The organism is Aquimarina ulvae, assembly GCF_053613295.3.
The window spans coordinates 431,172-454,658 of the sequence record NZ_JBSIBP030000004.1 but is presented as its reverse complement, the minus strand read 5'-3'; the positions used below and the strand labels follow the sequence as shown (position 1 = coordinate 454,658).

22 protein-coding genes are annotated in these 23,487 nt (G+C 32.6%); 12 read left to right on the top strand and 10 right to left on the bottom strand.

What is annotated here, in order from left to right:
* Positions 1-124: 124 nt before the first annotated feature.
* Genes ACWGOQ_RS11785 through ACWGOQ_RS11770 form a run of 4 tightly spaced genes read left to right on the top strand, consistent with a single transcriptional unit; the run spans position 125 to position 4,874 of the window.
* Positions 125-871, top strand: coding sequence for a CDP-alcohol phosphatidyltransferase family protein (locus tag ACWGOQ_RS11785; RefSeq protein ID WP_452058000.1), 747 nt, complete (start codon positions 125-127; stop codon positions 869-871).
* An 8-nt stretch (positions 872-879) separates the two neighbouring features.
* On the top strand, positions 880-1,428 hold the full coding sequence (locus ACWGOQ_RS11780; RefSeq protein ID WP_452058001.1) for a hypothetical protein: 549 nt from the start codon (positions 880-882) through the stop codon (positions 1,426-1,428).
* Between the two features lie 12 nt (positions 1,429-1,440).
* Entirely contained in the window at positions 1,441-3,912 is a 2,472-nt protein-coding gene (locus ACWGOQ_RS11775; RefSeq protein WP_452058002.1) for a DUF3160 domain-containing protein, read from the top strand.
* A complete protein-coding gene (locus ACWGOQ_RS11770; RefSeq protein WP_452058003.1) occupies positions 3,906-4,874 on the top strand; it encodes a CapA family protein in 969 nt (322 codons plus the stop codon). Before ACWGOQ_RS11775 ends, ACWGOQ_RS11770 begins: the two co-directional genes overlap by 7 nt.
* Positions 4,875-4,886: 12 nt before the next feature.
* Here ACWGOQ_RS11770 and lptB read toward each other — a convergent pair whose 3' ends face one another.
* The 4 genes from lptB to ACWGOQ_RS11750 are packed head-to-tail and all read right to left on the bottom strand — an operon-like array spanning position 4,887 to position 7,859.
* On the bottom strand, positions 4,887-5,627 hold the full coding sequence (lptB, locus tag ACWGOQ_RS11765) for an LPS export ABC transporter ATP-binding protein (RefSeq protein ID WP_452058004.1): 741 nt from the start codon (positions 5,625-5,627) through the stop codon (positions 4,887-4,889).
* A gap of 59 nt (positions 5,628-5,686) precedes the next feature.
* Positions 5,687-6,061: a carboxymuconolactone decarboxylase family protein gene (locus ACWGOQ_RS11760; protein WP_452058005.1), complete on the bottom strand. Its 375-nt coding sequence runs from the start codon at positions 6,059-6,061 to the stop codon at positions 5,687-5,689.
* Positions 6,058-6,894: a twin-arginine translocase subunit TatC gene (tatC, locus tag ACWGOQ_RS11755; protein ID WP_452058006.1), complete on the bottom strand. Its 837-nt coding sequence runs from the start codon at positions 6,892-6,894 to the stop codon at positions 6,058-6,060. The genes ACWGOQ_RS11760 and tatC overlap by 4 nt, the downstream gene beginning before the upstream one ends.
* Positions 6,894-7,859 carry a KpsF/GutQ family sugar-phosphate isomerase gene (locus ACWGOQ_RS11750; RefSeq protein ID WP_452058007.1) on the bottom strand — a complete coding sequence of 322 codons (966 nt, stop codon included), beginning with the start codon at positions 7,857-7,859 and terminating at the stop codon, positions 6,894-6,896. Before ACWGOQ_RS11750 ends, tatC begins: the two co-directional genes overlap by 1 nt.
* Before the next feature lie 229 nt (positions 7,860-8,088).
* Here ACWGOQ_RS11750 and ACWGOQ_RS11745 point away from each other — a divergent pair, with 229 nt between their 5' ends.
* A complete protein-coding gene (locus ACWGOQ_RS11745) occupies positions 8,089-10,296 on the top strand; it encodes a RecQ family ATP-dependent DNA helicase (RefSeq protein WP_452058008.1) in 2,208 nt (735 codons plus the stop codon).
* An 80-nt stretch (positions 10,297-10,376) separates the two neighbouring features.
* On the opposite strand, the gene ACWGOQ_RS11740 is transcribed toward ACWGOQ_RS11745, so the two are convergent.
* The 3 genes from ACWGOQ_RS11740 to ACWGOQ_RS11730 form a co-directional block, all read right to left on the bottom strand.
* Positions 10,377-11,582 carry a hypothetical protein gene (locus ACWGOQ_RS11740; protein WP_452058009.1) on the bottom strand — a complete coding sequence of 402 codons (1,206 nt, stop codon included), beginning with the start codon at positions 11,580-11,582 and terminating at the stop codon, positions 10,377-10,379.
* Positions 11,583-11,893: 311 nt separating this feature from the next.
* Positions 11,894-12,079, bottom strand: coding sequence for a hypothetical protein (locus tag ACWGOQ_RS11735; RefSeq protein ID WP_452058010.1), 186 nt, complete (start codon positions 12,077-12,079; stop codon positions 11,894-11,896).
* 277 nt (positions 12,080-12,356) lie between these two features.
* Positions 12,357-13,097, bottom strand: coding sequence for a LytR/AlgR family response regulator transcription factor (locus ACWGOQ_RS11730; protein WP_452058011.1), 741 nt, complete (start codon positions 13,095-13,097; stop codon positions 12,357-12,359).
* 95 nt (positions 13,098-13,192) lie between these two features.
* Here ACWGOQ_RS11730 and ACWGOQ_RS11725 point away from each other — a divergent pair, with 95 nt between their 5' ends.
* Complete coding sequence (locus ACWGOQ_RS11725; RefSeq protein WP_452058012.1) at positions 13,193-15,070, top strand: histidine kinase; 1,878 nt, start codon at positions 13,193-13,195, stop codon at positions 15,068-15,070.
* On the opposite strand, the gene ACWGOQ_RS11720 is transcribed toward ACWGOQ_RS11725, so the two are convergent.
* Together ACWGOQ_RS11720 and ACWGOQ_RS11715 are read right to left on the bottom strand one after the other, a co-directional pair.
* On the bottom strand, positions 15,067-16,110 hold the full coding sequence (locus tag ACWGOQ_RS11720) for a CHAT domain-containing protein (RefSeq protein WP_452058013.1): 1,044 nt from the start codon (positions 16,108-16,110) through the stop codon (positions 15,067-15,069). The genes ACWGOQ_RS11725 and ACWGOQ_RS11720 overlap by 4 nt on opposite strands.
* Positions 16,097-17,752: a tetratricopeptide repeat protein gene (locus ACWGOQ_RS11715; RefSeq protein ID WP_452058014.1), complete on the bottom strand. Its 1,656-nt coding sequence runs from the start codon at positions 17,750-17,752 to the stop codon at positions 16,097-16,099. Before ACWGOQ_RS11715 ends, ACWGOQ_RS11720 begins: the two co-directional genes overlap by 14 nt.
* Positions 17,753-18,188: 436 nt before the next feature.
* Between ACWGOQ_RS11715 and ACWGOQ_RS11710 the strand changes: the two genes are divergently transcribed.
* The 5 genes from ACWGOQ_RS11710 (at position 18,189) to ACWGOQ_RS11690 (ending at position 22,337) form a co-directional block, all read left to right on the top strand.
* Complete coding sequence (locus ACWGOQ_RS11710) at positions 18,189-18,755, top strand: RNA polymerase sigma factor (RefSeq protein ID WP_452058015.1); 567 nt, start codon at positions 18,189-18,191, stop codon at positions 18,753-18,755.
* A complete protein-coding gene (locus ACWGOQ_RS11705; protein ID WP_452058016.1) occupies positions 18,752-19,549 on the top strand; it encodes a hypothetical protein in 798 nt (265 codons plus the stop codon). Before ACWGOQ_RS11710 ends, ACWGOQ_RS11705 begins: the two co-directional genes overlap by 4 nt.
* Positions 19,550-19,833: 284 nt before the next feature.
* Positions 19,834-20,766: a peptidylprolyl isomerase gene (locus tag ACWGOQ_RS11700; protein ID WP_452058017.1), complete on the top strand. Its 933-nt coding sequence runs from the start codon at positions 19,834-19,836 to the stop codon at positions 20,764-20,766.
* Positions 20,767-21,010: 244 nt separating this feature from the next.
* Positions 21,011-21,811 (top strand): hypothetical protein, encoded by an 801-nt coding sequence (locus ACWGOQ_RS11695; protein WP_452058018.1) that lies wholly within the window; start codon positions 21,011-21,013, stop codon positions 21,809-21,811.
* Positions 21,812-21,821: 10 nt separating this feature from the next.
* Complete coding sequence (locus tag ACWGOQ_RS11690; protein WP_452058019.1) at positions 21,822-22,337, top strand: YfiT family bacillithiol transferase; 516 nt, start codon at positions 21,822-21,824, stop codon at positions 22,335-22,337.
* 26 nt (positions 22,338-22,363) lie between these two features.
* Here ACWGOQ_RS11690 and ACWGOQ_RS11685 read toward each other — a convergent pair whose 3' ends face one another.
* On the bottom strand, positions 22,364-22,921 hold the full coding sequence (locus tag ACWGOQ_RS11685; RefSeq protein WP_452058020.1) for a thioredoxin family protein: 558 nt from the start codon (positions 22,919-22,921) through the stop codon (positions 22,364-22,366).
* A 92-nt stretch (positions 22,922-23,013) separates the two neighbouring features.
* On the opposite strand from ACWGOQ_RS11685, the gene ACWGOQ_RS11680 reads away from it, so the two are divergent.
* The gene (locus ACWGOQ_RS11680; RefSeq protein WP_452058021.1) at positions 23,014-23,478 is read left to right on the top strand and encodes an Mpo1 family 2-hydroxy fatty acid dioxygenase; all 465 of its coding nucleotides are present in this window, start codon (positions 23,014-23,016) and stop codon (positions 23,476-23,478) included.
* The last annotated feature ends 9 nt before the right edge of the window (positions 23,479-23,487 follow it).

The following is a 23,487-nucleotide window of genomic DNA, read 5'->3' as shown; positions in this document are numbered from 1 at the left end:
AGCAATTTTTGACAAATATCTTACTATTTTTCAACATGATAAACTTTATTTATGATTTCATATTGTGCAGCCCTAGTTAATAGACGGAAATAGTTTGTTACTTTTACAAAAAAAATCGAATCGTATGCGACTTAAAAGGCAAATTCCTAATATTATTACACTTCTCAATCTATTTAGTGGATGTATTGCAGTAATCTTTGCAGTTGGTGATCAATTAGAATTGGCAGCACTTTTTGTTGCAGTTGGTATTGGTTTTGATTTTTTTGATGGTTTTGCAGCGAGAATATTGAATGTGCAAAGTGAATTAGGGCTACAATTAGATTCTCTGGCGGATATGGTGACCAGTGGATTAGTGCCAGGCATAGTAATGTGTCAATTGTTGGCAAAAGCCTGCGATACTTCTTTAGATAACGTTTTTAAATATCAGGCATATGATAATGAGTATATTCCTGCAATGGGTTTGCTAATAACATTGGCCTCTGCATATCGATTGGCTAAATTTAATATTGATACACGTCAGACTACTTCATTTATAGGTTTACCGACTCCTGCAAATGCGCTGTTGATTTTAAGTTTACCATTAATTATTAGATATCAGACGTATTCTTGGATGTCGGATATTATTTTAAATCAATGGTTTTTGATTGGCTTAACTTTGGTAAGTTGTTATATACTAAATGCCGAAATTCGACTGTTTGCTCTTAAATTTAAAACTTGGGGGTTTGCTGAAAATAAAGTCAGATATATTTTCTTATTGCTTACAATTGTTTTGTTTGTATTACTTCAGTTTACCGCAATACCTTGTGTTATCTTGTTGTATGTTTTGATGTCTTTAATTTTTAAAGAGAGAGATGTTGCGCAGAACAATTAATTAAGTAAATGAAAAATATTTACAGATTACTGTTTTTTACAGTTGGAATATCTTTTATGTTTTGCTGTTCTAGTAAAGCTAGAAATAAAACCGCAGAACACAATAGCAGTGTTACTTTAGTCAAAAAACATGATTCATTGTTTTATATACAAATCAAATCAGATTCTTTAATTGATACTTGGGAGCTAAAATATCCTGTGTATCAATATATGATAGGAGATGTAGATGAAAATGGATCTAATGACATATTGGTTGGAGTTATTAAAACAACTCGATTTGATTCCATAAAAAGAAAAAGGCTTTTTATTTTTAAAAATTATGATGGTTATGTCCGTCCACTATGGTTAGGTTCCAGATTGGGTAAACCTTTGGTAGACTTTAATTTTATAAAAAATAAAGAAGGTAGTTTCATTAGAAGCGTAGAAAAAGAAAAGAGTGGAAAGGTATTAATAGCGGAATATAAATGGCGTAGATTTGGCTTAGAGTTTAAAAGATATATCCATCGAGAAATTGATAGTGTAACCGCAATACGCATACTTAAAAACGAAAACATATAAATTAAAAGAATTATGAACAGACTAATACTATTTGCTAGTTTCTTTTTGTTTCTGATAGCTTGCGGAGCTGATAAAAAATCCGAAGATAAAAAACAATCTGATGTTTCTCCAGATATCGTAGAAGTAACTAATAATGAGGATGAGGTTGTTGAGAATGTAGAGAATCCTGTGCTGATAAATGGAAAATTGGATATAGAACAGTTGGGAGATGATGTTAATTTAGAAATGGATATTTCTTCGTTTAGTCTTTATGAAATCAGAATTTTACGAAATAGTTTTGCTGCTAGACAAGGGTATTGCTTTATGAAAGGGGATCTGAGGTATACTTTTGGTGCTACGAGTTGGTATAATGAAAGAATGGAAAACCGATATTGGGCGGAAGAAGGAGGAAAGGATATAACACCTATTTCGTATTCTAACAAAGAAACAATCTTTATTGACAAATTAAAGAAGAGAGAAGAAGCGTTGAAATCAAAGAATTTAGTAAAAAAAGGGAATAGACAATTGGCGAACATTAACAATGTTGTAAACCTTTTTCAATTAAATGACCCTGCACCTGAGTTAATGAGTATGTTAAGTCAGAATGGGTTTGCTATAGTTCCTAATAGTAATATTCAATTATTTCATTTGTATGAACAAAATGATTATGCTGAGTTCCCAAATTTTGTAACTACCGATATGTATATGCAATTGTTTCATATGTATTTTGGTTATATACTTAGGCAAATAGAAGAAGAACAATTTATTCCTATACTATCACAGATTTGTGAGTCTATGGTAGAGGATATGCAAGAGATTGCAAACACTACATCTAATGAGTCAATAAAGGAAATTGCAAAATTTAATCATACCTATTATGCTATAGCCTATACTATTTTGACTAACAAAAAAATTGAAGTGCCTTTGGGGTATGAGGAGCATTATGAAAATGAATTGATTTCAATTAAAGGAGCAGAGGATAGTACTTCTAAGTTTTTAGAATTTGAAGAGGTTAATTTTCCTTATAGCCTATTTAAACCTAGAGGACATTATACTCGTACAGAAACGTTAAAACGATATTTTAGTGCTATGATGTGGTTGCAATCTGCACCTTTTTGCCTCAATAATGATTTGCAATTTAAAAGAGCTTTGGTTAATGCTTCTGTTTTAGGGGATAGTCCGAATTTTAAGAAAGAAACATTACAGAAGTACAAAGCAATAATGGAGCCTATTAATTTTATAATAGGTCAGCCAGACAATGTGTCTTTTTTGGATTTAGTAGATTTAATTGAAAAGGAAGAGCTGTCTATAGAAGAAATTTCACAAAATACTACTGTTATTGAAAGCATGAAGGATGAAGTGAAAAAAATGGCAGAAATCAAAGATAAAATAAGATCAGGTGGCGGAAGTTGTGAAATTAAAATCAACTTTATTCCACAAAGATATTTATCAGATAATGATGTTCTTCAGAATTTGGTAGATTTAAAAAGTAAAGTGTCTAAACGTCCTTATCCTCAAGGTCTAGATGTCATGGCTGCTTTTGGGAGTGCATCAGCAGAAAACTTATTATTAAATGAACTTAAAGAAGGGGAGAAATGGAGCAAGTATCCGGAGTTACTTTCTGATATGCAGCAAGAAATGAAGGGCTTAGACTGGAATGAAACTCTATATACCAAATGGATACAAAGTTTATTAGAGTTGCAAAAGCCTAATGATAGTTATCCGTATTTTATGCAGACCACCGAATGGGATAAGAAAAACTTAAATGCTTCACTAGCATCTTGGGCAGAACTCAAACATGATTCTATTCTTTATGCAGAACAACCTATGGCAGCTGAGTGCGGATCTGGAGAAGAGGTACCTAGCCCATATACGGTTGGGTATGTAGAACCTAATGTTGGGTATTGGAATACGGTAATCGAATTAATAGATCTTACCAAATCTGTTTTAGAAAGAAATAAACTATTTAATTCGAATATTTCTAGAATTACAACAGGTTTAAGAGAAAATGCAGAGTTTTTGTTATCCGCCAGTACAAAAGAACTTGCTGGTAAAAAGTTATCTGTTCAAGAATATGGTCAGATAGAAATAATTGGGAGTACATTCGAATGGTTAACGTTGGATTTAGTTAAGCAAAAAGATCAATATCTCGATGGTTGGCATAATGTAAAAGGTGCGGATAAATCTGTTGCGGTTGTGGCGGATATCTATACAGCTAATGGCGATAACAATCCAGATAAAGGAATCTTACATGTCGCAACAGGTAATGTAAATGATATATATGCAGTAGTAGAAATTGAAGGATATTTATATATAACTAAAGGGGCGGTGTTTGGATATCATGAATTTTATTTACCAATGGGCAATCGTTTAACAGACGAAGAATGGCAGGAAATGCTAGAAAATAATGAAGCAACTGGAATACCGACTTGGATGAAAGATATTATTATACCAATACCAGTTCCTAAAACAAATGAAAAAATATTCTATAGTTCAGGATGTTAACAGAAATAAGATATTTTTTGATGTATCAATATCGATTAGGTACGTTTATTTTTTGTTTGATAATCTTTTTAATAGTAGCTTCCTCTTGCAATATCGGTGGAGGAAAAACTGATGAAATCAGTGTTGTTTTTGTTGGTGATTTATTGTTGGATAGGGGTGTGCGGAATCGTATTGAGCATTTGGGAATGAATAGTCTGTTTCATTCATCAATAGATTCAGTTTTTCAAAAAAATGATATTGTTATAGCAAATTTAGAATGCCCGGCTACTGAAATAAAGGAGCCGATTAATAAAAAATTTATTTTTAGAGCAGAACCATCCTGGTTAAAGTCATTAAAAGATCATGGAATAACACATCTTAATATGGCTAATAATCATGCAATGGATCAGGGTAGAAACGGTCTCGTGGATACAAATAAAAATATAATAAACAATGGTTTGATTGCCTTAGGATATGGAGAGAATACGCAAAAAGCTTGTCAACCCAAATTAGTTGCTACCACTCCAAGGAATGTTTATGTGTTTTCTTCTCTTCAGATTCCCTCGGAAAATTGGACTTTTTTAGAAAACAAACCCTGTGTTTGCGAAGATTCTTTTGATACTATTTCTGATAAGATTATGGAGTTAAAAAGTAAAGAACCCAATTCGGTAGTCATAGTTCAGCTGCATTGGGGAGCAGAACATACTGTGGTTCCACTAACGTATCAAAAGCAACAAGCATATTTGTTAATTGATGCTGGTGCTGATGGTATTATTGGACACCATCCTCATACAATTCAGACAGTAGAGTTGTATAAACTAAAACCAATTTATTACAGTATAGGAAATTTTATTTTCGACCAAAATAAACCTATAAATTCAAAAGGATTATTAGTACAGTTACAAGTGCGTAAAACCGATGTTATTTTTAATCATTCAGAATTTAGCATAGAAAAATGTACACCAAAAATTTTAAATGATTAAGAGAAACTAGATCTAAAAATCTAATTTCTTTTTCCTAAGCTCAAAATTTTGACCCAGATATACTTTTCGTACCATTTCATCTTCTGCTAATTCTTCTGGAATTCCCGCTTTAAGAATGCTGCCTTCAAACATAAGATAGGTTCTATCTGTAATAGCAAGGGTTTCTTGTACATTATGATCTGTAATCAAGATACCGATATTTTTGTTTTTTAACTGAGCTACAATTCGCTGGATATCTTCTACAGCTACGGGGTCAACTCCGGCAAAAGGCTCATCAAGAAGAATAAAATTAGGATCAGTAGCTAATGCTCTCGCAATTTCTGTACGTCGTCTTTCTCCACCACTTAGAAGGTCTCCACGGTTTTTTCTGATATGTCCTAAACCAAATTCCTCTATCAGAGATTCCATTTTATGTAGTTGTTCTTTTTTGGAAAGTTTAGTCAACTGCAAAACACTTAATATATTATCTTCAATGCTTAATTTTCTAAAAACAGAAGCCTCTTGCGCTAAATAGCCAATACCATTCTGAGCCCTTTTGTACATCGGAAATTTAGTGATATCTGTAGTGTCAAGTGAGATTTTTCCACCGTTAGGTTTCACTAGCCCCACAATCATATAAAAAGAAGTCGTCTTACCGGCACCATTCGGTCCTAATAAACCAACAATTTCTCCCTGATTTACTTCCAAGGAAATCCCTTTTACTACTTTTCGACCTTTATAGGACTTTATTAAGTTTTCTGCTTTTAACTTCATGATCAGAATGACTTCTTTAGATGGTAAATGTTGCTAAAAAATGAGCTGGTAAATGTACATTATTCTTTTGAACCTAAAATTTCTGATGTGTTTTCGGTTTCTAAGGCATCCCAAAACTCATAGGCTCTGCGAAGATGAGGGATTACAATTGTTCCTCCGATTAAAGTAGCAATACTCAAGGTTTCTACCACTTCTTCTTTGGTCAATCCTTCTTTATAGCAAGTTTCTAAATGATATCGAACACAATCATCACACCTTAGCACTGCAGAAGCTACCAATCCTAATAACTCTTTAGTCTTCACATCCAAAGCCCCTTTCATAAAAGCATTGGTGTCTAAATTAAAGATTCTTTTGATAATTTTGTTATTATCCTCTAATATACGAGAGTTCATTTTTTCTCGATATTCATTAAATTCGTTTACGATGGTACTCATTTAGTTTGTGGGATTAATTTTTTATTTTGTCTTTTGACTACTACTTTGGAAATAAAAATACTTACTTCATATAACACAAGTATCGGAATCGCAACAATCACCTGACTTGCAATATCTGGTGGTGTAATGACTGCCGATAAGATTAAAACAATGACTAAGGCAAATTTGCGATATTTCTTTAAAAACTCTGGAGTAACTAATCCTACTTTGGTAAGGAAAAACATAATAACCGGTAGTTCAAAAATCAATCCACAGGCAATCACCGAAGCTCTCAAAAGTCCGATGTAACTGTCAATATCAAACTCATTAAGAACTTGATCACTTACTTGATATCCACCCAAAAAGTTGATTGATAAGGGCGTGATTACATAGTATCCAAAAAGTACCCCTAAAAAGAATAGACAAGAGCAAATAATAATAAAGCCTTTGGAGTACTTACGTTCCTTATCATACATGGCTGGAGCGATAAACTTCCAGAACTCATATAAAACATATGGAAAAGCAGCTATAAAACCTGCTGTAATTGATGTCCAAATATGTACCGAGAACTGCCCGGCTACTTTTCTACTTTGAACGCTAAAGGGTAATTCTTTAAAACATAAACTTTCATCTAAGCCTAACAGTTTTGATAGATTACATAGACCTTTATAAGTAGGGAAGTCCGCTTTTTTAGGGCCGAAAATCAACACATCAAAAATAAATTCTTTAGCAATAAAAGCTGCAACAGCAGTAATTAAAACTGCAACAGTAGCTCTGATTAGATGCCAACGTAACTCTTCGAGGTGATCCAGAAACGACATCGATTGTGGATCCTTTGTTTGTTTGTTTCCCATTATAAGATACCTTCTCTCATTAGATCATGAATATGCAAAAGCCCTGCATATTTTCCTTTATTTTCTGCTAACAAATGTGAAATACCATATTCTTCTAGTCGATCCAATGCATCTACAGCCATAGCGTCTACATCGATACGTTTTGGATTGGGAGACATTATATCTTTTGCGGTTAATCCATTAAAAGAAGTGTTGGTGGTCAGCATTCTTCGTAAATCTCCATCCGTGATGATCCCGATAATGTTGTTATTTTCAGTTACTGCGGTAGCACCCAATCTTTTCTCCGTCATTTCTACGATTACTGCATTGATATTAGAATCAGGACTTACTGCAGGCTTTTCGTTTTTTGATACAATATCGTCTACTCGAAGATATAACTTCTTGCCTAATGCGCCTCCGGGATGATATTTAGCAAAATCTTTACTAGAAAAACCTTTAAGGTGTAATAAACATACGGCCACTGCATCACCGATTACTAATTGTGCGGTGGTGCTGGTAGTAGGAGCTAGGTTATTTGGACAAGCTTCCTTTTCTACAAAAGCATTTAAAATAAAATCAGCTTCTTTTCCGAGAAAAGATTCTTTGTTAGAGGTAATACCGATTAAGGTATTGTTAAAGTTTTTAATGAAAGGAACTAAAACTTTGATTTCTGGAGTATTTCCGCTTTTAGAGATACAAATAACCACATCATCTTTGAGAATGTTTCCCAGATCTCCGTGAATTGCATCGGCTGCGTGCATAAATACCGCAGGAGTACCTGTAGAATTCATAGTAGCCACTATTTTTGAAGCAATAATAGCACTTTTGCCAACCCCGGTTATAATAACGCGACCATTGGAATTATGAATCGTATGAACGGCTTCGGCAAATTCGCGGTCGATAAGTTCTTCCAGGTGTGCAATAGCTTTGGCTTCTTCATGAATAGTTTGTTGGGCAAAAGAAATAATCGTATCGAGCGTGTTCAAAATTTATAAAATTTGCGTGTTATCAATAAAGATTTTATTATCTTTAATTATGCAAAGGTATGTAATACCTTATGAATTTTAAATAGCACTGAAGAAAAGCTTACTATTTTTAGTTTACTTATCTTTGGTGACTTTTTAAAAAAGAACAATTCACCAAATCTTTATTGGGGAAAAAGGTTTGAGTCATAGTAATATTAATTTAATTGGTATATAAAAGTTAAACGATTTAATGAGTTTGAACGAAACTGACTTACAAGGAGCTCTAAAAAAGTACTTTGGTTTTAGTCAATTTAGAGGATTGCAGGAGAAGGTAATAGAAAGTATTCTGAACAAAAAAAATACTTTTGTTATTATGCCTACAGGTGGTGGAAAATCCCTTTGCTACCAACTTCCTGCCTTGATGTGTGAAGGAACTGCTATTGTAGTTTCCCCATTGATCGCACTAATGAAAAATCAAGTAGACGCTATTAGAAGTATTTCTTCTGAAGAGGGAATAGCACATGTGCTAAACTCTTCCCTCAATAAGTCCGAGGTAAAGAGAGTTAAAGACGACATCCTAAATGGTGTAACTAAATTGTTATATGTAGCACCAGAGTCTCTTACCAAAGAAGAGTATGTAGATTTTCTAAAAGAACAAAAAATTTCTTTTTTGGCAGTTGATGAAGCCCATTGCATTAGTGAATGGGGACATGATTTTAGACCAGAATACAGAAACCTAAAGAACATTATTAAAAGAATAGGTGAGAATATACCCATAATTGGACTTACGGCAACAGCTACGCCAAAGGTTCAAGAGGATATTCTTAAAAATCTAGCTATGAGCAGTGCCAAAACATTCAAGGCCTCGTTTAATAGACCTAATTTATTCTACGAAATACGACCAAAAACAAAAAATGTTGATGCTGATATCATTCGTTTTGTAAAACAAAACAGTGGGAAAAGTGGTATTGTATATTGTTTAAGTAGAAAACGTGTAGAAGAGCTGGCTCAGACTCTAGAGGTAAATGGTGTAAAAGCGGTACCATATCATGCTGGTTTGGACGCAAAAACCAGAGCAAAGCATCAGGATATGTTTCTTATGGAAGATGCAGATGTGGTGGTTGCAACTATTGCATTTGGGATGGGGATTGATAAGCCAGATGTTCGTTTTGTAATTCATCATGATATACCAAAGAGTATAGAGAGTTATTATCAGGAAACGGGTCGAGCAGGTCGAGATGGAGGAGAAGGTCATTGTTTGGCATATTATGCATATAAGGATATAGAGAAACTTGAAAAATTTATGAGTGGTAAGCCTGTGGCAGAACAAGAAATTGGTCATGCGCTTCTACAGGAGGTAGTTGCTTTTGCAGAAACCTCAATTTCTAGGCGTAAATTTATACTGCATTATTTCGGAGAAGAGTTTGATGAGGTAACCGGAGAAGGAGCAGATATGGATGATAACGTACGTAATCCTAAGAAAAAACACGAAGCTAAAGAAGAAGTACAACTTTTATTGAAAGTCGTTCATAAAACGGGTGAAATATATAAATCAAAAGATTTAGTAAATACACTCATAGGAAAGAGTAACGCATTAATCATTTCACATAAAACAAACGAACAGCCTTTTTTTGGGACTGGTAAATTTAGAGAAGATAAATATTGGATGGCGCTAATACGACAAGTACTAGTGGCAGGATACCTTAAAAAAGATATTGAGACGTATGGGGTTATTAGAATTACTCCTGAAGGTAAAAATTTTATTGATACTCCAGAGAGTTTTATGATGACTGAAGATCACGTATATGATCAGAAGAATGATGATGCTATCATTACCGCTACTAAGTCAGGTGGAAAAGCAGGAGGAACAGATAATCGATTGGTAGGAATGCTAAAAGACCTAAGAAAAAGTGTTGCAAAGAAACTGGGAGTTCCACCGTTTGTGGTATTTCAGGATCCTTCATTAGAAGATATGGCGCTTAAATACCCAGTTAGTATTGAAGAGTTAGGTAATGTTCACGGTGTAGGAGAAGGGAAGGCCAAAAAATACGGAAAAGAATTCGTTGATCTTATAGCCAGATATGTAGAAGAAAATGATATCATGCGCCCTGATGATTTTGTGGTAAAAAGTACCGGAGCAAATAGTGGGCTTAAATTGTATATCATTCAAAATGTAGACAGGAAACTACCGTTAGATGATATTGCTGCAGCAAAAGGGATGGATATGCCTGAATTTATTAAGGAAATGGAAGCTATTGTATATAGTGGTACAAAACTAAACATAACGTATTGGATCGACGAAATACTTGATGAGGATCAGCAAGAAGAAATCCACGAATATTTTATAGAAGCCGAAAGTGATAAAATAGATACAGCGATCGAAGAATTTGATGGTGATTATGATGATGAAGAGTTACGATTGTATCGAATCAAATTTATTAGTGACGTAGCGAATTAAATAATAAAAATTATATAAATAGTAAAAGGCTTCAGAATTTTCCGAAGCTTTTTTTGTGAACATCAATTACCTTTTCTTAATTAAAATATATTCATCGAAAGATACAAACTAGAGGTTGTTAATTCTGAGTTTGGTATAGCAGTACTTTTAGATATGTTTGTACTGGTGTATTGTCTGAACCCAATTTTAAAACGACCGGATCCAAGTCCTCCACCATAGAAATATTCTGTCGTCGTATTTTCTATTTCATTTTCTTCAAATACATTAGATTCTGTGCCAATATTAAAGTCTACTGTTAGCCCTCCTTCTAAGAATAACTCAAATTTAGAACTCAAATAAATATGAAATCTGGGGCCTACAGCTACGTTTATACTTTTATAATCCAATTCGAATTCGCTGTTAGCAATAGCAAAATCCCTGCCATCCATGGTAAAAGCTTTATAAGTAGATTCTAAAAAGAAGCTTAAATCAACTTTAGAAAAAGGAATAAATGTTTCGACAAATATTCCGTATCTAGGTACAAAAACATCATCATAACTTACATTTCCTGCATTTCCTGCCCTAGAGTCATGTGTAAAACCTGTGAGATCCATGGCAGCTACAAGACCTATTCTTGTTTGATTAATTTTTTTACGTATGATATATTCTATTTTGTTTCCTTTACATTCATTATACTTTTTAAAATAACGTTTTAAATCTCGCTGGGTATAGGTCAGTTTTGATGGATCTTGATTCCCACAAATTATGTTTTCTTGTAATTGTTGTTGGTAGGTATTGTTTTGCTGAGGAATAATCTTTTTTCCAGGTTTTTTACTTTCATCGGGTGTATAAAAAACTTTGTAAACTAATAATTCGGGGTATACCGTGTATGGATCGGTATAGAAAAAACGATGCACATTATTTCTTGAATATTGATATAATGTGGTTTTACTTTTGATAATCGTTCTCAAGAATATTTTTTTGTAGGTGAGATCCGGATCTTTTGATTTTGTAGATTTTCCTACGGTATCTCCATTGAGATCAAATTGTAAGATATATCTTTTAAACCTATAATCTTCACCTACTGCAAATTCTTTAATGTTTTCAATAGTTTCTGTTTTGGGGTTGGAAGATATGGTTCGTTTCCATTCAAATTCTGTAGGATTACTTTTCCAAGAAAGTTTTTTGATGAGGCATTCTTTTCGGTTTCCGTTGTTATCAATAAAATAACCAGCCTCATAGATGCTCTGTGCGCTAATAGCAGAAATACAACATATACCTACTACAAAACAAAATAATGATTTCATGAATTAGACGATCTGAGTTTGTGAAGCAACAAATATAGTTTTTTTGTTAAAGATCAGGTGGTTTGGTGGAGAAATATCATGCTTTATAGAGAGAATCATTAACACAGTTCAATATAAAAAAAGAGATTACCAAATCTGATAATCTCTTTTTAGTTCATCCTTTAAAACTAAAATTTCAACGAATTAAATCTTACTGCATTTCAAAGTATTAGAATACGATCTGAAATTATTAGGAAAAATGTTCCAAAAGAAAGATCTTATTTGGATTCAATTTTACTGAAATTATCCTAACTATAGTTAAGTTTAAAAACTTACTGGTTAGGTGTTCCCGCGCAACAATTTAACACTACACCTCCTCCAGCAAAAGACAAATAACCTCCATATCTACAACCTTGTATGTCATCACAGTTGGAGCCAGGACCACCACCATTAATTGATTTTTGTTGACCCTTGTTCATTTCTTGAACTCCATTTACTTTTAAAATGTTTTTTAACATAGTATATTATTTAAAGATTTGTTTCCTTGAACATTTAAAGACACTCAAGGTATATGTCTTCCTAGTTCCAGAATAACTCAAAAACAAAACTTCAATCTGATAAAAATAAATTGTTTTTCAGTTATTTTTATAATCATTGAATCAATCCGGTGATTTTCTTCTGTTGTAGAATAAATACTGAGAACTAATCTTAGTAAATTTAATAAATCAATATTAGCAGTTCTATAGTAAATTGATAAGTGTAGAAAAATATTTGATAAGCGTATGGATAATTTATTTAAGATACAAACCGTATTAAATCGGATAATTTAGATTTATTCCTAACAGAAACTATCACTTTTTCCTTGTTGCTGAGTATAATAGCTTCTTTCTTATAAATAGAGACAATATGTTTAATGTTTATTAAAGTAGATCTATTCGCTCTAAAGAAACCTTTACTTAGTAATAAACTTTCGTAATGTTTTAATGACTTTGAAGCTAAATACTTTAATTTTTCCATAGTTAAAAAATGTGTATAATTACCATCAGCTTCACATTTAATTATTTCATCAACATCAACTGCAATATGTTTATTTCCGGTATGTATTAATAAGCGAGATTCAGTTAAGAATTCTTTGAGTAGATTATACTTTTGTTTTGCAAATAGACGATCTTTTAATTTTACATATCGATGGACAACATTTTTTAATTTATCGACATCTATAGGTTTTGATAAAAAATTGAAAGCATAATATTCCATTGCTTTTTCAATGTAATTATTATGACCTGTAGTAAATATTATTTCAAACTCATAGTATGAAATTTTATCCAGAATTTGGAAAGCATTTCCATCAATAAGTTCAATATCCATAAATACTAACTCAGGCTTTTTTAGCTGTAAAACTCTTATTGATTCTTCTATACCGCCAGAGCTACTAACTATTTCTATTTCCTTAAAATTTTCAACTAATATTTTGGATAGGAACTCTAAGGATTCTTTTTCATCTTCAATGATGACTACGGAAATATTCTTATTCATTAGGGTTCTTGCGTTTTGTCTCTTTTTTATTAAGCAGTAGCTAAATTAATTATTTATACTTGTATCGACTTATGTAATTTATTAAAAAAAGGGAGATGAGAATAATCTTATTACTAGTTTTAATCATATTTGGATTCCAAGGGCATGCTCAAAAGAGTAGTTATACTCAAAAAGAAATTGATACATTCAAAATTTATCCAACAAATAGAGAAAATATATCTGAATATCGTAGAATGTTGGAAACGGATGAAAACTTGCTGGGTTGGACCTATTATTTTTCTAAAATGAGTGTATTTTATCTAGGGGAAAATAAATTAGATTCGTGTTATTTTTTTGCAAATAAAGCAATCGAATCTTATGAGCGATCGGATCAGAAACGTAAAGAGGATGAAGAGCAACTAGCGAGGTCATATTACAATGGGGGTAGAGCATTAAGAGTGTATTATAAAAATCATAATAAAGCATTGAGTTATATGATGAATGCTTTAAGGGTAATTAAGAAGTATCCAAAGTTTTCAAAATATCTTAAAGGCTATATTCTCAAAGATATTTCCAGTAATCACTTAGAGATGGGGGATAATAGTTTGGCTTTGAAATATTTATTATTAGCATCAAAGGATACGAATTATTTAAAAAACCCAATCAACTATGGTCCGTTATATAATGGTATTGGTAGTATGTATTTTAGTTTGAAAAAAGTAGATTCTGCAAAGTTTTTTTACAATAAAGCATTGTTGGATACCATTATTAGAATAAAAGTAACTTCTCATAATCATCTGGGAAATTTATTTCATGCTATTAATAAAGAAGATTCAGCGTTCTATCATTATCGTAAATCTAAAGATTTGATAGACTTATTTTCCAAGAAAGTTTCAGACTATTCTAGATATACATCCAACGTGAATTATGCTTATATGCTTTTAACCCAAGGAAAATATGATACTTGTATACTTATACTTAATAAGACTTTGGATAGCATCAATGCTTTAGATAAATTAGATAAAAGAGATAGAGATTTGAAAGTAAGAAATATGGATTACCTCATTAAATCTTATCAAAAAACTCATAAACTGGAAGATGCTCTTTTTATTTCAGAAAAGAAAAGTGATTTTCTGCAAAAATTTAATCAACAAGTATTAGATGAAAAACTAAGAGAGTTGAACATAGCTTATGAAGTAAAAGAAAAGGAGGAATCAATAGAGCAATTAGAAGCCAAAACGGAAGAACAACAAACTATTATTAATCAGAGAAATATTATTGCTATTGCATTGCTTGGATTGTTAGGATTGATTGTAGGAATAACAATTCTTATCCTTAGACAAAGAAAACTTAACAACAAATATGAAACTGCCAACCTGAAACAGCGATTATTAAGATCACAATTAAATCCACATTTTGTGTTTAATGCCTTAAATACTGTAAACAACTTGGCTAGTAAAGGTTCAAAGAATACGACACCTTATATCGCCAAATTAAGTAGTTTAATTAGATTGATTCTTAAAAACTCTAGAGAAGAATTTGTTTCCTTGGAAGATAAACTACAATCAATTAAAGATTATCTAGAATTACAGTCTAATTTTTCGCAAAAATTCAACTATGAAATAGAGGTTAAAGATCCGATTGATAAAGAAGGAGTGTGTATTCCTCCAATGTTTATACAGCCGTTTATAGAAAACGCTATTGAGCACGGATTGAGTGGTGTTATCAACGGAGCAATAAAAGTCGAAATAAAAATAGATAAAAAAAGTAAGTTGCTAGTATGTGAGATCACGGATAATGGAATTGGATTATCACGAGCATTAAAATTGAAGGATGAAAATAAACAAGAATCATTTTCGGGAAAAATAATACAAGAGAGATTAAAAATATACTCTAAATCATTAAATAAAAAAGCTAAGTTTATTACCGAAGAGCTTAAACAGGGGACTGGTACAAAAGTAGCAGTGCGATTGCCTTATATTATTGATAATTAATTTCTCTTTCGAATCCTAATTATGGTGTAACTAAATAATACGAGTAATACAATTCCTAAACAAATCCACAACACTATGAGATGATTGGACTTGGGTAACAATGTCCCACTATCACCAATAAGGATTAATGATGACCAATAATGTGGTGATGCTTCTGCATCGGAGTTATTGTGAAGATAATTAAGTTTTGAGGCTCTCAAAGCTGCTGATTTGGTTTGGCCATTGCTTAAGTTTTTATAAAAATCAGAGGTGATGGTGGCGGTCGCTTTATCGTTGGTACTCCAAAGTGATGGGATAACTGATTTGGCTCCAGATTTAAAAAATCCTCGGGCAAGACTTAGAACGCCTTCTCCACGACGGACTTCTCCCAAAGATGAGTTACAAGCACTTAAGATCACCAACTCCGCCTGACTTCTTAATGTATTCAATTCTAAGTGGCTCATTTTTTCATGATGAAAAGCAATCCAGGGAGCAATTTTGTCTGAAGCGTCTGCGTGGGTAGCTAAATGTAAAATTTTGTAATTATCTACATGTTGTTTAAAATTATCCTTAGTAGCATTTTCTCGCACAAAAAGATCTCCATCATAATAACGCATTGCAGTTGTAATCTCATCTTCACTTTTCTTTAAGGTTGTAAGTCCATTAGAAAACACTATAGGAGCCACACCAAGAAAGTCATTAGTAGCTTTTCTTAACACCTTAGAATTTTCTTTCTCAAAAGAAAGGGATAGTGCATAATTGATCTCTGATTCTTCTATCAGATACGTATTCTTATCAATATCAGTTATCAGCGCTTCAAAAGGTATAAAACTAATCATATGATCCGCAATGATAGTCACCTTCTTATTTTTTAATTCTGATTGTAAAGAGTTTGGAATTAATTGATTATAAAGGTCAAAAGCAAGTGTTTTATAAGATGCTATATCTTTATCATTTTGAAACGGAGTGTCTAGTTTTTCTCTTAAAAGGGTTGTTTTTTCTAGCAATGCAGCTACATTTTTTAGTTCAAAAATCTTTTTTTTAGTTTTACTTATAATCATACCATATGCATACAGCTCCAGCGATTTTTTCTGCCATGGTATATTGCAATACAAGCTCGTTGTCATTTAGTACAATTTCAGAGAAAGGAAGTATTCGTGGAATTGTTGTTTTGGAAAAATATTCTGGAAATAAGGTAGATAAGGAATCTTTGAATTGATAAAGTTGCTCTTTTGTATTTACTAGTAGTAAGGAAACAGAATCTTTCACTTTTTCTGAAGTTTCTACTAGTTCTGTTTGTAGCGTAATGATGTTGTTTTTTAGCTCAAGTTCTTTTTCGAGAATGTTTTCAGGTAGTTTAATCTTGTTTCTAGAAACATCTTGCATTAATAATAAGGCTTTATTTTTTTCCATAAAATAAAAAGCATCTTCTAATTCCTGAGTTTGATAACAGGCTTCAAGTGCTAACACGTATATTTCTGAAGCTAAGTCTCTCCAAAATAATTTAGATTTATGTGATATATCTTCTGCAAGCATTATATCTATCAATAGATCACTTGCTTTGGAAACTTCGACAGCATAATCATAAAAGCTATTGTCATTCTTAACCATACCTTGGTCGATGGCGGTTAGAAGTTTTCTTTTAAAAAGTTCCAACAGTAAATCTTTATTTATGATACTCTTTAATTGGTTTTTATTAGGGAGCCAGTCATTTTTTATTTTTTCTTTAGTAAAGAAATGCGATAGAGATTGTGAATAATATTCCTGAGCTTTGGTATATTCTCTATTTTTATACGCCGCAAGACCAAATCCTAAATAGATAGAGGGTTTTAGATAATCATTATTTTCAGGGTATTTTAAAGATTTGGAAAAGTACGCTTTAGCCATAGAGACATCTTTTTCTATATAAGCAATACCAAGATTGTAATAAAGTCGACCGATATAATCGTTTCGACTCATTTGTTTTGCTATCTTAAGTGCTTTTTTAAAATAAAAAATAGCTTTATCAATGTCTTGGTCAAAATAACCTTCATAATATTCTGCTCCTATGTTTTTATACACAGATTGTAAAAGATCTGGTATGGGTGTTTTAAGTGAATTGGTCAACGAATCTGCAATGATTAAGTGTTTTATAGCTTTTTTTCCACTACTAGGTTTACGAATTGCTTTATAGGCATAAGCTATGTTTATATGATTGTTTATTATTCGTAAAGAATCTTTTACAGGATCAAAAAACAAAAATGCATTTAAATGATTTTCTACGGCTAGAAATGGATCTCCAAGAATGTCATAGCTATCAGCGATGCTGGTATATGATCTAGCATTAAAAAGGCTAGGTTCTTTAATGGATAGCATCTTTTTTAATGCTGAAATCGACTTAGAGTACTCTTTGTTTTTTTTATAAAAGAATCCCAAATTATAATAGCTGATTTTTAAATCACTTGAATTAAAAGGGATTGCCTTTTTTCTAGCTTCAATAGCTAGTTGAGTGTAGGTAATGGGTTCTTGCTTTTTGCCTTGTCGATAATACCATTTAGCAAGTTCATGTGCATCCGATCCTAATTGGGTATTGTTTCCCTCATCTATATAGTTGTTAAATAGCTCATTATATAGCTTTTTTTTTGTGCTATCATTTTCTGTACTTACTAGAATAGAGTCCAGAGTAGGGGATAATTTTTGACCAAATAGATTAAAATTTGCCAAAAAAAATATAATAACTAATAAGAAAGGAAACATCATTTCCCTTCTTATTAGTTGAATTACTTTATATCGATATTTACAACATGTCATTAAATACTAGAATCATAAGGAGGGACTTGGTCACAACGATCTGTAGCAGTTGCATCAGAAGGAAATCTAACAAAAATTAAACATTGCTCACCTGGATTATCTCCAGTAGTGTTTAATCCTCTTTTGTTTAATTGATCGGTAGAAACGTATTCAACTTTCTCTTCAATAACTTCTTCTTCTGTTGAGCAGCTTTGTATTCCAATTATAAAGACTGCAGTTACTAATAGGATCTTGGATTTTTTTCATTTTTAAAACGTTTTTTGTTTTCATTATTTATTAGTATGTTTCCCTAACCTAACAAATGTTACCACTCGAAAGTAAAAAAAATTAAATAGTTAAAGATATCTTAATGCAGATAACTGAAAAAGACCGACTTACACAACTTGTTACAGGGGATAAAGAGGTGATCCATAATTTGTATCAAAAAGAGTTTCCCAAAGTAAGAAGTTTTGTGCTGAGTAATAAAGGAGATATCGCGGATGCAGAAGATATTTTTCAAAAAGCCTTGATGCAATTAATTGCCAGATATAAGGTGAAACCTCTTGCAATAGAAGGATCTTTTGAGGGATACTTTTTTGTGGTTTGTAGAAATTTATGGCGTAGAGAACTAAATAAACAAAAACGTATAGTAACAAATAATGAGGTTGTAGAACTTTCTAAAGAAGCAGAAGACCTGACCATGGCAATTTTAGAACAAGAAAAATGGGAACTGTTCCAAGAGAAACTAGCACAACTCTCGGATAATTGTAAGCAGCTGTTACAATTGTTTTTTCAAAAAGTACCTTACAAAGAAATCGTAGAAAAATTAGGATATAGTACGGATAATGTAGTGCGGCAAAGGATATTTAATTGTAAGTCACAATTGACAAAATTAATTAAAAGTGATGCCAGGTATAATCAAATTAAAGAATTATGAAGGACTATCCAATAGAAATTGATTATTATCTGAGTGGTGCGATGTCTACATCAGAAAAGCAGGCGTTCGAAGAAAGACTTCGTGCAGATACTTCATTGGCAGAAGAATTAAAATTGCAAAAAGACATGCGCTCCATTTATGAAGATCAAAAATGGGAGGAAGGTGATAAAAAGGCACTACAAACTCAAGAAGCTAAACAGTTGCAATCTTTTTTTGAAAGCGACGAAGCGGTTCATCTAAAGAGAACCATTAAAGAGGTTGTTTCAGAAAACAGTTCTCGGTCACCTCAAAAAGCTTTCTGGTTTGTTGGTATTGCTGCATCCATTGCTGTTTTACTAACAGTCTCCCTATTCGTGTTTAAGGATGCTAATTATGACGAGCTTTACGCTTCTTATATTAATTTGGATGAAATACCATCACTGGTAACCAGAGGAGAAAATACTAATGTGCTGTTAGAAGAGGCTCAGTTGCTATTTGAAGATAAAAAATATCAGGAAACAATCTCATCTTTTGCATCATATCATAGCGTAGCCGCATCTATTGATCCATTAAGTTATATATATAATGGTATCGCTTATCTAGAACTGAACGAATATAATAATGCATTAGCGCAGTTTGAGCTTTTGGCCAATTCCAAAACCTTACAAGCTAAAAAAGCTAATTGGTATGTAGCGCTAGTATACCTAAAACAAAAAAAGAAGCGTAAACTTAAAGACGTTTTGCAAATTATTATCGCAGACAGAAGCAACTATAAATATCAAGAAGCACAAGAACTGCTGGAAAAAATTGATTAAAGCTATTCGCTTTTTATATTTTTTAACCGAAATCGGTTTATTAGATTTTTAATGGTTAGATATTCTTTCAAAATTAGGTATATAAAAATTTCACCTTTAGCAATAGCTGGGTGGCAATTAGGATTATGAGTATCCCCTCAAGAAGAGATATAAAAAGATGTATCTTTTCAAACTAGGATATGTAATCACTATAATCAGTAAAGAAACTGAGGTTTTATGTGCTAAACATTAAGCAATTACCTATCTTTGCGGCTTAAAATTTAATAAGCTTAAAACACGCAGTTATGCAAGACGGATTATACGCAAAATTCAATACATCAAAAGGAAGTATTTTAGTAAACTTAGAGTATACGAAAACTCCCGGAACTGTAGGGAACTTTGTAGGGTTAGCAGAAGGGAATATAGAAAACAAAGCAATTCCTCAGGGAAAACCTTATTATAACGGATTGAAATTTCATAGGGTTATTCCTGATTTTATGATTCAGGGAGGAGATCCTCAAGGTACCGGAGCTGGTGGTCCTGGATATCAATTTGACGATGAAATACATCCGGATTTAAAACATGATGAACCAGGAGTTTTGTCGATGGCAAATGCGGGACCAGGAACTAACGGAAGCCAGTTTTTTATTACACACGTAGAAACAGCTTGGTTGGATGGTAAGCATACCGTTTTTGGAAAAGTAGTAGAAGGACAAGATGTGGTAAATGCAATTGCACAAGGAGATGCGATAGATACTATAGAAATTATACGAGTGGGGGAAGAAGCAGAGCGTTTTAATGCAGTAGAAACCTTCAGACAATTTAATGGAGCCAAAGCAGAAAGAGAAGCAGCAGCAAAGAAAGAAGCAGAGCAGTTGTTAGAAGAATTAGCAGCGGGATTTGATAAAACGGATAGTGGCTTACGCTATAAAATTATTCAAAAAGGAGATGGAGCTCAGGCAGAAAAAGGAAAAACAGTTTCTGTACATTATAAAGGAAGTTTGACAGATGGTACTGTTTTTGATTCTTCATTTAAGCGTAATCAACCTATTGATTTTTCATTAGGAATGGGACAAGTTATTGCAGGATGGGATCAAGGTATCGCACTTTTGCAAGTTGGAGATAAAGCACGTTTTGTGATTCCACCATCTTTGGGATATGGAGAACACGGTGCTGGAGGTGTAATTCCTCCTAATGCTACGTTAATTTTTGATGTAGAATTGGTTGCCGTAAAATAGACGATTTTTAATACATATTGAATAAGACCCTGAAATTTTTTTCAGGGTTTTTTTTGTCTAAATTTTGGCATTCATATTGTTTTTTAACTTTACGTTAACACTTTTGTGGTATCATTAAAAAAGTTAGTTATTTTTATAGTTTGAATGTTTTGACGAAAAGAAGCTGTATTTTCATCTATATTTTAGATATTTACACTCTCTTTTTGGAGTCAACGCTCTAAAATGAACCCCATTCTTGTTAATTATGAAGTGGATATTAATAGTTTATTTAACATTTTTTTGTATAAATTTTTCTTTTTCTCAGAAAGATGAAGCAACAATGTTGGCTATCAAAGATCAAATAGAGATTATTGATAGTTATATAGAATCAGATGTATTTTCATTAGATCCCGAAGAATTTCTTGATCAAATTGCAGATCACGGAGCTGAACTTAATGGATATTATGAACATGAACGATTAAAGAAAATTATCAGGAAAATAGGTATGCCTAATGCGATGGTAATCACCGTTTTTTATTTCTGGAATGACCAATTGATCCATGTGAACTATAAACAACGTCAGTACATGGAGACAAAAAATGATGATGGATTTGTAGTGATGGACTATTCGAATGCTTTTACAAAATATGAGTCAAAACATTATTTTAATAAAGGAGCAGAAATTTATAAAACAGTTTCTGGTAACGCAGTGAATAACATTGAGCCAGAAGATACTTTTGTAGCTTATAGCACACGTATGAAATCCTTGTTAGACAATAAGTTTGAAAACAGGACAACTTATCAAGCACTTCAAGGAAAATGGGTAAATGTTCAATTTCCTGATGAGCATATGATTTTTGAAGAAACCATACGTTTTAATTTTCGTGATGGTAAATTTTTGAAGCGGTTGAAGGTCAAAATAAAAGATAGTATAATGTATTGTTCATCTCCAAAAGATCAATATATCTATAAGTACAAAATAGAATCATTAAATGATTATGAACTAGTGGTAAAGGACCTGCAAGATGCTTCCTCAAATTTAGTGTTGTATAAAAAAGTAGATTAGAGTATATATCATGAATCTCCAATATCCTATAGGTCAATTTGAATGCCCCGATACGATTACCAGAGAGCATATCTCTGAATGGATTAAGGATATTGAGGAACTGCCTGCAAAAATAGTTGCAGTCGTTTCTGATTTTACTGAGGATCAGCTGGAAACTCCCTATAGAAATGGTGGATGGACAGCACGCCAGGTGATTCATCATATTCATGATAGCCATCATAATGGATATATTCGATTTAAATGGGCACTAACGGAGAACTCTCCGGTTATCAAAGCATATTATGAGGATCGATGGGCGGAATTATTTGATACAAAATCAGCGCCCATTTATTTATCGTTGGATTTGATCAAAGCATTACATGCTAAATGGGTGTTCTTTTTAAAAGGTTTGTCTGATAAAGATTTGGAACAAATATTTATCCATCCCGAAGCTAATGTGGCGATTTCTTTGGCAGAAGATATTGGTATTTATGCTTGGCACGGAAACCATCATTTGGCACACCTTCGGATTGTTGCAGACAGCTAGAAACTAAGTTAGCTATTTCTATATCATTATTTTTTCCATTTAATATTGCAACCAATACTCGGTTTTTGAGGTTCGAGAACTTTAGAGTTTTTTAAAACAGCGTCCAATGCTTGACGTAGGTCACGCCCATTAACAGGAATTCCATTTCCTGGCCTGGAATCATCTAATTGGCCACGATAAATTAATTTTAATTCTCCATCAAAAAGATAAAAATCTGGTGTGCAAGCTGCATCATAAGCTTTAGCAACTTCTTGAGTATCATCAAACAAATATGGAAATGTATACTTGTTTTTTCTGGCTATTTTCCACATGTGTGCTGGAGCATCTTGTGGATAATTTTCAATATCATTACTACTGATGGCTACAAAACCAAATCCTTGCACCCGGTAGTCGTTTGCTATCCTTACGATTTCTTCATTCACATGTATCACAAAAGGACAATGATTACAAATAAACATAACCACCGTGCCTTTTTCGCCTTTAATATCGTGCAACGAAACTTTGTCATTAGTAACAGCATCAACCAGAGAAAAATCTGGAGCAACCGTACCTAATGATAACATATTGGATGGAGTACGAGCCATATTTTTAATTTTTAAGGTTTTCGAAATTACAATTTTATACTTTATAAGTCTAAAAATTATTATCTTAGTTACAATACCTATAAAATAAAATTATGAGAACTTTAGAAACATGGTTTGCTGAGTATGCCGTAAGTCATCAAAACAAAACAAATATTATAATACATTTTATTTGCGTTCCTGCTATATACTTTTCTTTCGTGGGACTATTGATGAGTATCCCCAGTGGTTTTTTGGCTTCCGCAATTCCAGGAAATAATCAGTTTATAGAAAATTGGGCTTTTGTTGCACTATTATTTGTTTTATTTTTTTATGTAAGATTATCCGTTAAAATGGCATTACAGATTCTGATATTTTCTACTTTTTGTATCATAGCAAATTACTACATAGGACGGCATGCACCATTGTGGGCGGTTTCACTAGGGATTTTTGTGGTAGCTTGGTTAGGACAGTTTTATGGGCATAAATTAGAGGGGAAAAAGCCTTCTTTTTTAAAAGATCTTCAATTCTTATTAATTGGACCGGGATGGGTGATTCAGAAAATGTTTGGAAAAAAATAATAGGACAAC